We start from the raw sequence: 13,032 nt of genomic DNA on the forward strand, positions 1-13,032 counted from the left end.
CGTGCCCGCGATCCTCATCCACGGCGTACCCGACACCCACCGCGTCTGGGCGGGCGTGCGCCGGCACCTGGAGCGTACCGACGTGGAGGCGTGGGACCTGCCAGGCTTCGGCGCCCCCCGCCCCGACGGCTTCGGCAGCACCAAGGAGGAGTACGCCGACTGGCTGATCGACCGCCTGGAGGGGGTCGGGGAGCCGGTCGACCTGGTCGGCCACGACTGGGGCTGCATCCTCACGGCCCGGGTCGCGTCCCTGCGCCCCGACCTGGTACGCACCTGGGCGGGCGGCAACGGCCCGATCAGCGCCCGCTACGCGTGGCACCCGCTGGCCAGGATCTGGCAGGACCAGGTGGAGGGCGACCGCTTCATGGCCGAGCTGACCCCGCAAGGCTTCGCGGCCGACCTGGTCGCCGGTTTCGAGGTCCCGGCCGGCCTGGCCGAGGAGATGGTGCGGCAGGTGGACGCGCCGATGAAGGACAGCATCCGCGTGGTCAAGTTCGTCGACTGCAACCACTGGCCGCTGCTGCAGCGACCGCAGCGGGTCGCGATCGCCCTCGAGGAGCACTGGCAGCGCCACCCGTCATTACGAGGCGGAGACCATGACCGTCCAGCAGATTCATGAGCCCCGATCACCTCTGCGCTGGACCGCCCGCGCCGCCTGCCAGGACGCGGACCCCGGCCTGTTCTTCCCGATCACCTGGGACGACCATGCCGGACAGGACCAGGAGCAGGCACGGCGCATCTGCCGGAGCTGCCCCGTCCAGGCGATCTGCCTCGACTGGGCGCTGCGCACCGGCGAACCGGACGGCATGTGGGGCGGCACCACCCCCGAGGAGCGCCGCCGGATCCGGACCCGCCAGGGGCCGGCCACGGCCTGACCCATCCCATTGACAAGGAACAGGACACCGATGAAGAACCTGGAAAGCGTCGCCGCCCCCGGGCCCGCCCGGGTCGACACCCTCGACAACCTCCGCGAGCACCTGCAGTGGGCGATCGAGCTGGAACAGGCGACGCTGCCGCCGTACCTGTGCGCGCTGTACTCGCTGGACCCGGAGCGCAACCCCGAGGCGGTGGAGGTGGTGGGCAGCGTCTTCGCCGAGGAGATGCTGCACCTGGCGCTGGCCGCGAACCTGCTCAACGCCGTCGGCGGCCGGCCGCGCCTGGACTTCCCGGGGATGCTGCCGCCCCATCCCCGGCGGCTGCCGCACAGCTCCCTGGAGCTGTCGCTGCTCCCGTTCGGGCCCGCGGCGCTGGAGATGTTCCTGCGCCTGGAACAGCCGGCGCCGCCCGGCGCACCGGCGGAAGGCGACGGCTACGAGACGATCGGGCAGTTCTACGACGCGATCGAGCAGGGGCTGCGCGACCTGTGCGAGCAGCTCGGCGAGCGGGAGGTCTTCTGCGGCGACCCCGCCCGCCAGGTGGCCGGCACCCACTTCCGGCACACCGCGGGCAACCTGTTCGCGGTGGAGGACCTGGAGTCGGCGCTGGGAGCGCTGGAGGAGATCGTCGAGCAGGGCGAGGGCACGGCCAGGGGCCAGGTCTGGGACGGCGACCAGGACATCTTCCACCCCGAACGGGACGAGGTCGCCCACTACTACCGCCTCCAGGAGCTCAAGCTGGGGCGCCGCTACCAGCGCGGCGACACCCCGCGCTCCGGCCCCACCGGCGAGCGGATCTCGGTGAACCTGTCCGCCGTCCGCCCGATGCGGCCCAACCCGCGGCTGTCCGACCACGCCCCCGGCAGCGCCGTCCGCACGGCGCAGGAGGAGTTCAACCGCACCTACTGCACCCTGCTGAACCAGCTGGAGCAGGCCTTCGACGGCGACCCGAAACTGCTCGGCACCGCCGTCGGCACCATGTTCGCGCTCAAGGGCCAGGCCGCCGCCCTGATGTCGCTGCCCGACGGGGACGGCACCGTGGCCGGCCCCACCTTCGACTACGTGCCGCCGGAGTCGCGCCCGTAAGCGTCCGGAAAGGAAGAAACCCTCGTGGACAACCCCTTGAGGATCGGCGCAGGACTCGTCGACTACGCGCTGATCTTCGTCTACTTCGCCGTCGTCCTGCTGGTCGGGGTGGCCGCGCGCCGGCGGGTCTCCAGCAGCCTCGACTTCCTGCTGTCGGGGCGGTCGCTGCCGGCCTGGATCACCGGGCTGGCCTTCATCTCGGCCAACCTGGGCGCCGTCGAGGTCATCGGGATGTCGGCCAACGGCGCCGAGTACGGCATGCCGACCATGCACTACTACTGGATCGGCGCCGTCCCGGCCATGTTGTTCCTGGGCATCGTGATGATGCCCTTCTACTACGGCTCCAAGGTGCGCAGCGTCCCGGAGTTCATGCGCCGCCGCTTCGGCCCCGGCGCGCACCTGGTCAACGCGATCACCTTCGCGCTCGCCCAGGTGCTGATCGCGGGGATCAACCTGTTCCTGCTGGCCACCGTGGTCAACGGGTTGCTCGGCTGGCCGCTGTGGGTGGCCCTGATCCTCGCCGCCGTGATCGTGCTCAGCTACATCACCCTGGGCGGGCTGTCGGCCGCCATCTACAACGAGGTGCTGCAGTTCTTCGTCATCGTCGCCGCGCTGCTGCCGCTCACCCTCATCGGGCTGCACCGCGTCGGCGGCGTCGGCGGCCTGATCGACCGGGTGCGCAACGCCACGGGCGGCGGTGCCCAGGAGCTCAGCTCCTGGCCGGGCACCGAGCTGGCCGGGTTCGCCAACCCGGTCCTGTCCGTGGTCGGCATCGTGTTCGGGCTGGGTTTCGTGCTCTCCTTCGGCTACTGGACGACCAACTTCGTCGAGGTCCAGCGGGCCATGGCCACCAGCTCGATGACGGCCGCGCGCAGCACCCCGATCATCGCCTCGTTCCCGAAGATGTTCATCCCGTTCATCGTCGTCATCCCCGGCATGATCGCCGGGGTGCTGGTGCCCGAGGTGATGCGGCTCAAGGCCGGCGACCCGGCCGCCGGGGTCACCTACAACGACTCGATCCTGCTGCTCATCCGCGACACGCTGCCCACGGGGCTGCTCGGCCTCGCGCTGACCGGACTGCTGGCCGCGTTCATGGCCGGCATGGCGGCCAACATCTCCGCCTTCAACACCGTCTTCAGCTACGACCTGTGGCAGCAGTACGTGGTCAAGGGCCGCTCCGACGGCTACTACCTGAAGGTCGGCCGGTGGGCCACGGTCGGCGCGACGGTGCTGGCCATCGGCACCGCGTTCATCGCCGCCGGCTACGGCAACCTGATGACCTACCTGCAGACCCTGTTCGGCTTCTTCAACGCCCCGCTGTTCGCCACCTTCATCCTCGGCATCTTCTGGAAGCGCATGACCGCGACCGCCGGCTGGGTGGGCCTGGCGTCCGGCACGCTGGGCGCGATCGCCGTGTGGCTGGCCAACGAGACCGGCCTCATCTCGCTGCCCGGGCAGGGAGCGGCCTTCGTCTCCGCGGGCGTCGCGTTCGTCACCGACATCACGGTCAGCATCCTGGTCAGCCTGGTCACCGCGCCGAAACCGGCCGGCGAGCTGACCGGGCTCGTCTACGCCGAGACGCCCAAGGCCCGGCGCACCGACCCGGCCGCCACCCGGCTGCCCTGGTACCGGGCGCCGGCCAAGCTGGCGGGCATCTCCCTGGTGCTCGTCACCGCCCTCAACGTGATCTTCCGATGAAAGGGAACCGGCACATGACCGACGACCAGCCCGCACCCCGCAAGCCCGGCGCGTTCGACATCCGCGTCGTCATCGCCGGGCTCATCGGCTTCTACGGCGCCGTCCTGACCGTCATGGGGCTCGTCGTGGACACCGCCGCGGACCGGGCCAAGACCGGCGACGTGAACGCCAACCTGTGGGCCGGCGTCGGCATGCTGGTCCTCGCCGCCGCCTTCGCGATCTCGGCACGCCTGCGCCCCGTCCTCGTCGAATGACGCTCGGGCGGACGCGACGTCCGGCCACGTTCACCCGCCGGCGGCCGCCTCCGGGGCGGCCGGGCTCAGGCCGTGGCCCGGGGAACCTCCAGCAGCGCGGTGCGCAACTGCCTGCGGGAGGCCACGCCGAGCTTGGCGAAGACCTTGCGCAGGTGCCACTCGACGGTGTGCGGGCTGATGAAGAGCCGCGCGCCGATCTCGGAGTTCGTCAGCCCCGCACCGGCCAGGCGGGCGATCTGGGTCTCCTGGGCCGTGAGCGTGTCACCCGCCTCGGCGGGACGCCTGCGCACGGTCTCGCCGGTGGCCTCCAGCTCCCGCCGGGCGCGTTCGGCGAACGCCTCGACCCCGATCCTGCCGAGGACCTCGTACGCGGCAGCGAGCTGCTCGCGCGCCTCCGCCCGGCGGTTCTCCCGGCGCAGCCATTCGCCGTAGAGCAGCCGGGAGCGCGCGTAGGTGACCTGGACCCCGGTGCGGCCGAGCCGCTCGATCGCCTCGCGGTACAGGGCGTCGGCGGCCGGCCCGCCGCTCACCTGGGCACGCGCCATGGCCGAGGTGCCGAGGGCCCAGTCGGTGCCGCTGGCCTGCGCCATCCCGTCGAGCGTCCTGGCGGCCTCGGCGGCGCGGGCCTGCCGTCCCGTACGGGACGCCGACTCCACCAGCTCCACCGCGGACCTGATGGCCAGGCCCAGCTCCTGGAGGTTCGCGGCGCCCCGCTCGGCCGCGGCGTACGCCTCCTCGTGCCGGCCGTGACCGTTGTAGAGCACCGCGCCGGCCCACTGGCCGGCGGTCAGCATCTTGCCCTGCCCCTGGTGGAGGTCCGCGTCCCGGCCGATCGCCTCGATCGCCTCCAGCGTCGCGGCCTCCCTGCCCCGCCACGGCTCGATCATCATCGCGACGTAGTGGGCCAGGAAACGGCTGTCCGTCGCCTCGCCGATCTCCTGCGCCTCGGCGATCAGCGTGTCCGCGTAGCGGAGCTCACCGGCCAGCACCCGGTTCGACACGAGCTGCAGGAGCGCCGACGGCAGCACCGACAGCGCCCCCCTCTCGCGGGCCAGATCGACCAGCCGCGTCGAGAGCACCGTGTTGCCGTCGAAGTCCCAGACGTTGAACGCCATGCGGGAGGCGAGCGGGAGCCAGCCCAGGCCCTCCTCCGGCGAGACGCCTTCGGCCTGGAAGGCGTCCAGGGCCTGCCGCACCATGGGCACGCCGGCCGCGTACCCCTCGGTGGTCATCACGGCCAGGCCGTGCAGGAGCAGGTGGTTGCGCTCCGGCGGCGGCCCGGGCGGCGCGGCGAGCGCCGCCCGGGCGACATCCGGCAGCCGGGCGCCGCTCGGCAGGCGGTCGATGGTCAGAGCCGCGTCGAGCGCGTCGCGGTAGGTCTCCTGGGCCAGCCGCGCGTCCAGCGGCTGCAGCCGCCTGGCGGCCCTGAGCAGCAGCGGCAGGGCGGCGCCCGCGCTCCTGGATGCGAACATGATCTGGCCGCGCAGCAGGCCGGCCCGGGCGAGCTGGTGCTCGTCGAGCGGGGTGAGCTCGGCCGCGTCCAGGAGGCCGCGCGCGGCGTCGTACCCGCCGGCCTGGTACTTGGCCCGGGCCGCCGCCAGCGCCCTGGCGCCGCGGCGGGCGGGGTCGGGGGTGAGCTCGGCCGCCCGCTCCAGGAAGGCGGCCGCCGCCGCGACCCCGCCGCGGGCCTGGGCCCGGCCGGCGGAGCGTTCGAGCTCGGCGGCCACCGCCTCGTCGGGGCCGGCGGAGGCGCCGGCCAGATGCCACGCCCGGCGGTCGGGATCCGACCGGGGATCGGTCGCGTCGGCCAGCGCGCGGTGCACCTCCTGCCGCTCGCGCGGGGCCGCCGAGCCGTAGACCACCGAACGCACCAGGGGATGGCGGAACCGCACCCGGGTCCCGACGGTGATCAGGCCCGCCTCCTCAGCCGGCGCCGCGGCGACCGGCTCGACGCCCAGCAGCTCCGCGGCGCGGCCCAGCAGGGTCACGTCGCCCACCGGCTCGGCCGCCGCGATCAGCAGCAACCGCTGCGTCTCAGCGGGCAGCGCCCGGACCTGCCGCAGCAGGCTCTGCTCGATCTGGCCGCCCGCCGCCCGGGCGTCCGGCCGGCCGAACCCGCCCGCCAGCTCGGCGGGCGTCAACCCGCGAGGCAGCTCCAGCAGGGCCAGCGGGTTGCCCTGCGCCTCGGCCACGATCCGATCCCGCACCCGCTCGTCCAGCCGGCCGGGCGTCACGGAGTCGAGCAGGGCGCGGGAGTCGCTGTCGCTCAACCGCCCCACCTGGAGCTGCGCAAGCCCTCTCAGCTCCGGTTCGAGCGAGGGCCGGCGCACCGCGAACACCAGCCCGATCCGCTCGGCGAGCAGGCGCCGCGCCACGAAGGCGAGCGTCTGCACCGAGACCCGGTCGAGCCACTGGGCGTCATCGACCAGGCAGATCAGCGGCTCCCTGTCGGCCACGTCGGCGAGCAGGCTGAGCGCCGCCAGCCCGACCAGGAACCGGTCCGGCGCGGCTCCCGCGCTCAGGCCGAACGCCGTCGCGAGCGCCTGGCGCTGCGGTTGCGGCAGGCGGCGCAGGTCGTCCAGGAACGGGGCGCAGAGCTGGTGCAGCCCGCCGAAGGCCAGCTCCATCTCCGACTCGACGCCCGCCGCCCTGGCGATCCGGCAGCCCGAGGCCGCGGCGCGCGCGTACTCCAGCAGCGCCGTCTTGCCGATGCCGGCCTCGCCGCGCACCACCAGCACCGAGCTGTGGCCGCCCTGCACGGTCGTCACGAGCCGGTCCAGCGTCTCGCACTCGGCCTGACGGCCACGCAGCCGCGACCAGGAATCCCGCCTCACCATGTGGCACCGCTCCCTGCCGGCCGCATGCCCGTTGTCCGGTGGAGGCAGGAGACGGCCGGCGATACGCGGCGGGCGGGGTGCCCGCCGCCCTACGGATCAGGGTGAAGGCCACCGGCACCCCGCCACGGGGCGGCCGGTGGCCCTCCTCACCCGCACCGCGCGGTGGTGAACAGGAACGCGCAATCCTGTACGGCCTCCACGCGGTGGCGGCGTCCGGGCATGACCAGCAGATCGCCGGGCAGCCCGTCCCACGACTCGGGCCCGGCGACCAGCCGTACCCGCCCGTGCAGCACGTGCACCGTGACCTCGCCGGGATGCTCGTGCTCGTGGATGTGCTCGCCCTGCCGCAACGCCATGACCGTCTGCCGCAACGAACGATCGTGCCCACCGTGGACGGTGGTGGCGCTGCGGCCGCTGCCCGCCTCGCGGGCCCGGGTGACCAGGTCGCGGGCGAGCGCGGTCAGCGACGTCCTGGTCATGACCGGGGCGCGCGGCGGTCCCGGCGGGCTTCCAGCTCCTCCGGGCTGACCGGGATCAGCATCGGCTGCCCCGGCGCGCAGAACATCGTCACCACGAACGCCGACTCCTCGTCGGCGAGATGGTTGCCGTCCTGGTAGTGGATCACGTCCCCGCCGGGCTCCCAGAACGCCTCACCGGCCCGCACCACGCGCGCGGGGTCGCCTTCGAGCTCGAAATTGATCGCCCCCTTGACCACGTACCCGTACGCCGGCCCCGAGTGCCGGTGCGGCGGCGCGCCGGGGCTGTTCGGCGGCAACGTGACCAGGAGCGTCATCGCCTCGGCCCCCTCCGGCGCGGGCGGCGCCCCCGGCACGGTGGCGACCACGTCGATCTTCGGCGGCGGGCCGCTCTTGTCGGGGTTGTCGAGGTGGTGGGAGTGAGCGTGATCGATGCTCATCAGGATTCCTTCACGGATCAGTGGCCGGTTCGATCCGGCCGTGCACAGCTCAGACAAGACGGCGCCCCCGATGCGTGACAGGGACCGGGGGACGGCGGGTCATCCGGCGGCGCGCAGGTACACGGGGAGCTGCTGGTGGCCGTTGCTGATGAGGGTGGGGATCGGCCGCAGGGCGCCGGCCGGCGCCGCGAGCGAGATGGCGGGGAACCGCGCGAAGAGCTGGCGCAGGGCCTCGGCGACCTCGAGGCGGGCCAGCGGAGCTCCGAGGCAGAAGTGCACGCCGTAGCCGAACGCCAGATGATCCTTCGCCTGGCGGGTGACGTCGAAGGTGTCGGCGTCCGGCCCGTGCCAGTCCGGGTGGCGGTTGGCGGCCCCGTACGCGGCCAGGATGGGCTCGCCCGCGGCGATGACCTGCCCGTCGGGCAGCTTGATGTCGGTCACGGCGAAGCGCAGCGGCAGGTACTTGATGGCGGGCTCGGCCCGCAGGGTCTCCTCCACCACGTCCTCCCAGGCCGCCTGGCCGTCGCGGACGAGGCGGAGCTGGCCGGGGGAGGTCAGCATCGCGAAGACGGCCTGGTCGATGACGTTGACCGTGGTCTCGTACCCGGCGTTGATCATCAGGATCATCGTGTCGCGCAGCTCGACGTCGGTGAACCCGGCGCCGCCCGACTCCTCGTCGCGCGCCGCGATGAGCAGGGAGGTCATGTCGTCGCCGGGGTCGGCGCGCTTGGTGGCGATCAGCTGGTCGGTGACCTCGAACAGGCGCGCGGCGTTGGCCTGGGCCTGTTCGGGCGTGAGCGTGCTGTCGAAGACGTTGTCGACGAGCTGCCGGAAGTCGTCCCGCTGGTCCTCCGGCACGCCCATCAGGTGGCCGATCACGGCGATGGGCAGCGGGTAGGCCAGCCGTTCACGCAGATCCACCACCTGGCCGGCAGGCACCGCGGCCAGCTCGTCCATCAACGCCGTGACCATGGCCTCGACGGTCGGCTTCAGCTCGGCGATGCGGCGCGCGCTGAAGGCGGGGGCGACCATCCGCCGTAACCTGCGGTGGTCGGCGCCGTACGCGGTGAGCATGCTCTGCACCTCGATCCACAACGCGAGCGGCCAGGTGCGGATCGTCCGCTGGAAGTCCGGATAGTGAGCGCGGCCGTTCTTGGACACGTCGGGGCTGGTCAGCAGGGTCTTCAGCAGGGCGGGGTCGGAGACCGCCCAGGCCCGCAGGCCGAGCACGTCCACGGGGGTGGCCGGGCCACGCGCCCGCAGGGCCCGGTACTCGGCGTGGCGGTCGGCACCGGCGGGATCGATGACGAAGGGCAAGGGCTGGGACACGCGTCGTCTCCTTCGGCGAAACGGGGCTCTGGAGACGTTGACCGGGTAGCCCCGGCCGCGCGTGACAGGCGAGCCGTTCAGCCCTCACCGGCTTGCCCCGGGCGCGCCGGCTGGTGCGGAAGGAGGGAGAAGGCAGGCAGGTGAAGCCCCCGCCACTTTCAACCTATAGCGCACAGGGGGTCTTGCGGCAAGACGGGGGTCGTGCCGCAGAATCAGCGGCTGGGCCGGGACCTGCGGAAATGATGCGCGGAGCGCCTGGCCGACCTGCGACCTCACCGGACGGGTGATCCATGTTCGACGTGATCATTGCCGGCGGCGGGCCGACCGGCTCGATGCTGGCAGCGGAGCTGCGGCTGCACGACGCGCGCGTGCTCGTGGTGGAGAAGGAGGCGGAGCCGCCCCCGTACGTCCGCTCGCTCGGCCTGCACATCCGCAGCATCGAGGTGATGGACCAGCGCGGGCTGCTGGAGCGGTTCCTCGCGCACGGCCGGCGGCACCCGATCGGCGGTCACTTCGCCGGCATCGCCAAGCCCCCGCTCGACCGGCTGGACACCGCGCACCCCTACATCCTCGGCATCCCGCAGACCATCACCGACCGCCTGCTGGCCGAGCACGCCGCCGAGGCCGGCGCCGACATCCGGCGCGGCTGCGCGCTGGTCGGGCTGAGCCAGGACGAGGACGGGGTGAGCGCCGAGCTGGCCGACGGCACGCGGCTGCGCTCGCGCTACCTCGTCGGCTGCGACGGCGGCCGCAGCACGGTGCGCAAGCTGCTCGGCGTCGCCTTCCCTGGCGAGCCCGCCACGACCGAGACGCTGCTGGGCGAGATGGAGCTGACCGAGGATCCGGAGACGATCGCCGCCGTCGTCGCGGAGGTCCGCAAGACCCAGCTCGTGTTCGGCGCCGTGCCGCTCGGGGACGGGGTGTACCGCGTGGGCGTGCCCGCCGAGGGGCTGGCCGAGGACCGCGCGGTCCCGCCGGCTCTTGAGGAGTTCCGCAGGCAGCTACGGGTGTGGGCCGGCACCGACTTCGGCGCGCGCGAACCGCGCTGGCTGTCCCGCTTCGGCGACGCCACCCGGCTGGCGGAGCGTTACCGGGTCGGCCGGGTGCTGCTGGCCGGGGACGCGGCGCACATCCACCCGCCGGTCGGCGGGCAGGGGCTCAACCTCGGCATCCAGGACGCGGTCAACCTCGGCTGGAAGCTGGCCGCCGAGCTCGGCGGCTGGGCGCCGGAGGGCCTGCTGGACAGCTACCAGGCCGAGCGGCGCCCGGTGGCCGCCGACGTGCTGGACAACACGCGCGCGCAGATGGCGCTGCTGTCCACCGAGCCGGGGCCCCGGGCGGTGCGCCGGTTGCTGTCGGAGCTGATGGATTTCGAGGAGGTGCACCGGCACCTGATCGAGAAGATCACCGCCATCGGGGTGCGTTACGACTTCGGCGAGGGCCACCACCTGCTCGGCCGGCGGATGCGGGACGTGCGGCTGAAGCGGGGGCGCCTGTACGAGCTGATGCGCGGGGGCCGCGGCCTGCTGCTCGACGGGACCGGCCGGCTCTCGGTGGCGGGCTGGGCGGATCGGGTCGACCACGTGAGCGACGCCGCCGAGGAGCTGGACGTGCCCGCCGTGCTGCTGCGGCCGGACGGCCACGTCGCGTGGGCCGGCGACGATCAGCAGGAACTGCTCGACAGGCTGCCACGGTGGTTCGGCGCCGCCGGCGGCCACCGGTGACGTGCCGGGTGCCGCGGCCGGTCGCCGGCGGGCACGCGGCGGGGCCGGGCGCGGGTGTGCGACGATCGTGCGGTGACCGCCCCTTCCACCGTGCGTAAAGTAGGCAGGCCGCGCGCCGTGGCGCGCCCGCGGAGCGGGCTGAGCCCGCGCGAGGAGATCCTGGCGGCGGCGGCCGAGCTGTTCACCACCCACGGCTACACCGCCACCACGACGCGGGCGCTGGCCGAGCGGGCCGGGATCCGGCAGGCGTCGATCTACCACTACTTCGACGGCAAGGAGGACATCCTCGCCGAGCTGCTGGAGAGCACGGTGCGGCCGTCCCTGGAGGCCGCGCGCGCCCTGTCCGGCGCCACGGCGGAGGAGCGGCTGTGGGAGTTGTGCCATCGGGACGCCGGGCTGCTGTGCTCGGGGCCGTACAACCTGGGCGCGCTCTACCTGCTGCCCGAGGTGCGTACGGAGCGGTTCGCCGGGTTCCGGCGGATGCGTGAGGAGCTCAAGGACGTGTACGGGAAGCTGCTGGCGGCCACCTCCGCCGGGGCGGCGCTGGCTCCCGGTGACCGGGCGCTCCGCACCGACCTGCTGTTCGCGCTGATCGAGGGCGTCATCCTGATCCGCAGGGACACCCCGGGCGAGCTGGCCGCCACCGCCGTCGAGACGCTGGCGGCCGCCACCGCCGACGCGGCGCTACGCCTGGCCGGTGTTCGCGACCGGCAACCGCCCGCCGGCCACGCCGGTCTGGCGTAGCCGCCGGTAGAGCAGGCCCAGGGCGACGACCGCCGCGAGGAAGATCAGGGTGAACCACTGGAAGAACCAGTGGCCGGTGATCGGGGCGTACACCTCGGCCCTCGGCCAGGCCAGGTTCACCGTCATCGCCAGCCCGTAGCAGAGGGCCAGCGCGTTGACCGGCAGTCCCCAGCGGCCCATGCTGAACAGCGGCGTCCCGTCCTCCGCGGTCCCGGCCGGCGCCCCGCCCCGCCAGGCGCCGCGCAGCCGCTGCACCAGCAGCGGGCCCGTGACCATCGCGTACGCCAGGTAGAGCAGCACGATGCAGGTGGTGCCGATGGCCAGGAACGCCTCGGGGGAGGCGAAGTTGAGCAGCAGGATCGCGGCTGCCAGCGCCCCGGTGACCAGCGCGGGGCCGGTCGGCATGCCGGTGCGCCGCGAGACCCTGGACAGCGCGCCGGAGAAGGGGACCACCCCGTCGCGGGCCATGGAGAACAACATCCTGGTGGCCGCGGTCTGGATCGCCATGGTCGCCACGGCGATCGCCACCACCACGTCGGCCAGCAGCAGCTTGCCCACCCAGTCGCCCAGGCTGCTGGTGAGCACGTACGACAGGCCCTCGGTGGCCAGCCGCCCGTCGGTCAGGCTGGGCGCGGCGAGCAGGCCGGCGAAGATGATGAGCCCGCCGAGCAGCCCGGCCGCCGTGAGCGCCGTCAGGATGGTGCGCGGGGCGACCCGGCGGGGGTTGCGGGTCTCCTCGCTCAGCTCGCCCGCGCTGTCGAACCCGATGAGCACGTACGCGGCGGTGAACGAGCCGACCAGCAGCGCGCCGATGGCCCCGCCCTGACCGCCGGTGCTGAACGTGACGCCGGGACCGTTCTCGGCGTGGGTGAACAGCAGCACGATGATGAGCACCGCGCCGATGATCTCCGTGGTGACGCCGATGCTGTTGACCCGGGCCAGGACGCGGTTGTCGATGACGTTCACGGCCGTGGTGAGCGCGAGCAGGATCAGGCCGAGGATCGCGGCGTTGGCCGCGCCCGTGGCGGTGGTCGGCGCGGGGTCGCCGCCGACGAGCTGGAAGCCCGGCCAGATCGAGGGCAGCACCACCTGAAGGGCGAGCGCCGCGGCGGCGATGACGACGATCTGCCCGAGGATCATGATCCATCCCGCGAACCAGCCGAACGCCGGCGTGCTCAGCCGGGTGGACCACTGGTAGATGGAGCCGGAGATCGGGTAGCGGGCGGCCAGCTCGGCGAAGCAGAGCGCGACCAGGAGCTGCCCGGCCAGCACGATCGGCCAGGTCCAGAAGAAGGCGGGGCCGCCGAAGGAGTACCCGATGGCGAAGAACTGGAAGACCGTGGTCAGCACGGAGATGAAGGAGAAGCCCGCGGCGAAGGAGGCGTACCTGCCCATGCTGCGGTGCAGCTCCTGGCGGTAGCCGAAGGTCCGCAGCGCGGCTTCGTCGGTGGGCGGCGGGGGAGTGGCGGTGACGTCCATCGGGTCTCCGGGCGCTCGAATTTCTGTCGGTTGACCGATATGTACGGGCCCGTCGTTTCCGCCTCATGACGCCGGCGTTCATCTGCCGTA

General features: G+C 73.2%; 12 protein-coding genes. 7 read left to right on the plus strand and 5 right to left on the minus strand.

Annotated features, from left to right (window positions below; genetic code table 11):
* Position 1 precedes the first annotated feature (1 nt).
* The 5 genes from ACBJ32_RS03285 to ACBJ32_RS03305 are packed head-to-tail and all read left to right on the plus strand — an operon-like array spanning position 2 to position 3,913.
* Complete coding sequence (locus ACBJ32_RS03285; protein ID WP_375125340.1) at positions 2-619, plus strand: alpha/beta fold hydrolase; 618 nt, start codon at positions 2-4, stop codon at positions 617-619.
* Positions 597-875, plus strand: a complete 279-nt coding sequence (locus ACBJ32_RS03290; RefSeq protein ID WP_357889157.1) for a WhiB family transcriptional regulator — start codon at positions 597-599, stop codon at positions 873-875. Before ACBJ32_RS03285 ends, ACBJ32_RS03290 begins: the two co-directional genes overlap by 23 nt.
* 30 nt (positions 876-905) lie before the next feature.
* Positions 906-1,961: a ferritin-like protein gene (locus tag ACBJ32_RS03295; protein ID WP_375125341.1), complete on the plus strand. Its 1,056-nt coding sequence runs from the start codon at positions 906-908 to the stop codon at positions 1,959-1,961.
* Positions 1,962-1,985: 24 nt separating this feature from the next.
* Complete coding sequence (locus tag ACBJ32_RS03300; protein WP_375125342.1) at positions 1,986-3,659, plus strand: sodium:solute symporter family protein; 1,674 nt, start codon at positions 1,986-1,988, stop codon at positions 3,657-3,659.
* 14 nt (positions 3,660-3,673) lie between these two features.
* Complete coding sequence (locus tag ACBJ32_RS03305) at positions 3,674-3,913, plus strand: hypothetical protein (protein ID WP_375125343.1); 240 nt, start codon at positions 3,674-3,676, stop codon at positions 3,911-3,913.
* A 65-nt stretch (positions 3,914-3,978) separates the two neighbouring features.
* On the opposite strand, the gene ACBJ32_RS03310 is transcribed toward ACBJ32_RS03305, so the two are convergent.
* From ACBJ32_RS03310 to ACBJ32_RS03325, 4 genes are all read right to left on the minus strand, one after another.
* Positions 3,979-6,750 carry an AAA family ATPase gene (locus ACBJ32_RS03310; protein WP_375125344.1) on the minus strand — a complete coding sequence of 924 codons (2,772 nt, stop codon included), beginning with the start codon at positions 6,748-6,750 and terminating at the stop codon, positions 3,979-3,981.
* A 146-nt stretch (positions 6,751-6,896) separates the two neighbouring features.
* Positions 6,897-7,229, minus strand: coding sequence for a cupin domain-containing protein (locus ACBJ32_RS03315; protein ID WP_357879026.1), 333 nt, complete (start codon positions 7,227-7,229; stop codon positions 6,897-6,899).
* A complete protein-coding gene (locus ACBJ32_RS03320) occupies positions 7,226-7,666 on the minus strand; it encodes a cupin domain-containing protein (RefSeq protein WP_375125345.1) in 441 nt (146 codons plus the stop codon). The genes ACBJ32_RS03315 and ACBJ32_RS03320 overlap by 4 nt, the downstream gene beginning before the upstream one ends.
* A gap of 99 nt (positions 7,667-7,765) precedes the next feature.
* Positions 7,766-8,995 (minus strand): cytochrome P450, encoded by a 1,230-nt coding sequence (locus tag ACBJ32_RS03325; protein ID WP_375125346.1) that lies wholly within the window; start codon positions 8,993-8,995, stop codon positions 7,766-7,768.
* Between the two features lie 290 nt (positions 8,996-9,285).
* Here ACBJ32_RS03325 and rox point away from each other — a divergent pair, with 290 nt between their 5' ends.
* Together rox and ACBJ32_RS03335 are read left to right on the plus strand one after the other, a co-directional pair.
* Positions 9,286-10,719 (plus strand): rifampin monooxygenase, encoded by a 1,434-nt coding sequence (gene rox, locus ACBJ32_RS03330; RefSeq protein ID WP_375125347.1) that lies wholly within the window; start codon positions 9,286-9,288, stop codon positions 10,717-10,719.
* Positions 10,720-10,791: 72 nt separating this feature from the next.
* Positions 10,792-11,463, plus strand: a complete 672-nt coding sequence (locus ACBJ32_RS03335; protein ID WP_375125348.1) for a TetR/AcrR family transcriptional regulator — start codon at positions 10,792-10,794, stop codon at positions 11,461-11,463.
* On the opposite strand, the gene ACBJ32_RS03340 is transcribed toward ACBJ32_RS03335, so the two are convergent.
* The gene (locus tag ACBJ32_RS03340) at positions 11,404-12,942 is read right to left on the minus strand and encodes an amino acid permease (RefSeq protein ID WP_375125349.1); all 1,539 of its coding nucleotides are present in this window, start codon (positions 12,940-12,942) and stop codon (positions 11,404-11,406) included. The two genes, ACBJ32_RS03335 and ACBJ32_RS03340, sit on opposite strands and share 60 nt — an antisense overlap.
* Between the last annotated feature and the right edge of the window lie 90 nt (positions 12,943-13,032).

Source organism: Nonomuraea sp. GTA35, from assembly GCF_041950525.1.
Classification (GTDB): domain Bacteria; phylum Actinomycetota; class Actinomycetes; order Streptosporangiales; family Streptosporangiaceae; genus Nonomuraea.

What these genes read in the sequence shown, in the direction of transcription:
- ACBJ32_RS03305 (WP_375125343.1), top strand. Translation starts at nt 3,674, where the DNA reads ATGACCGACGACCAGCCCGCACCCCGCAAGCCCGGCGCGTTCGACATC.
- ACBJ32_RS03320 (WP_375125345.1), bottom strand. Translation starts at nt 7,666, where the DNA reads ATGAGCATCGATCACGCTCACTCCCACCACCTCGACAACCCCGACAAG.
- rox (WP_375125347.1), top strand. Translation starts at nt 9,286, where the DNA reads ATGTTCGACGTGATCATTGCCGGCGGCGGGCCGACCGGCTCGATGCTG.
- ACBJ32_RS03310 (WP_375125344.1), bottom strand. Translation starts at nt 6,750, where the DNA reads ATGGTGAGGCGGGATTCCTGGTCGCGGCTGCGTGGCCGTCAGGCCGAG.
- ACBJ32_RS03290 (WP_357889157.1), top strand. Translation starts at nt 597, where the DNA reads ATGACCGTCCAGCAGATTCATGAGCCCCGATCACCTCTGCGCTGGACC.
- ACBJ32_RS03315 (WP_357879026.1), bottom strand. Translation starts at nt 7,229, where the DNA reads ATGACCAGGACGTCGCTGACCGCGCTCGCCCGCGACCTGGTCACCCGG.
- ACBJ32_RS03295 (WP_375125341.1), top strand. Translation starts at nt 906, where the DNA reads ATGAAGAACCTGGAAAGCGTCGCCGCCCCCGGGCCCGCCCGGGTCGAC.
- ACBJ32_RS03340 (WP_375125349.1), bottom strand. Translation starts at nt 12,942, where the DNA reads ATGGACGTCACCGCCACTCCCCCGCCGCCCACCGACGAAGCCGCGCTG.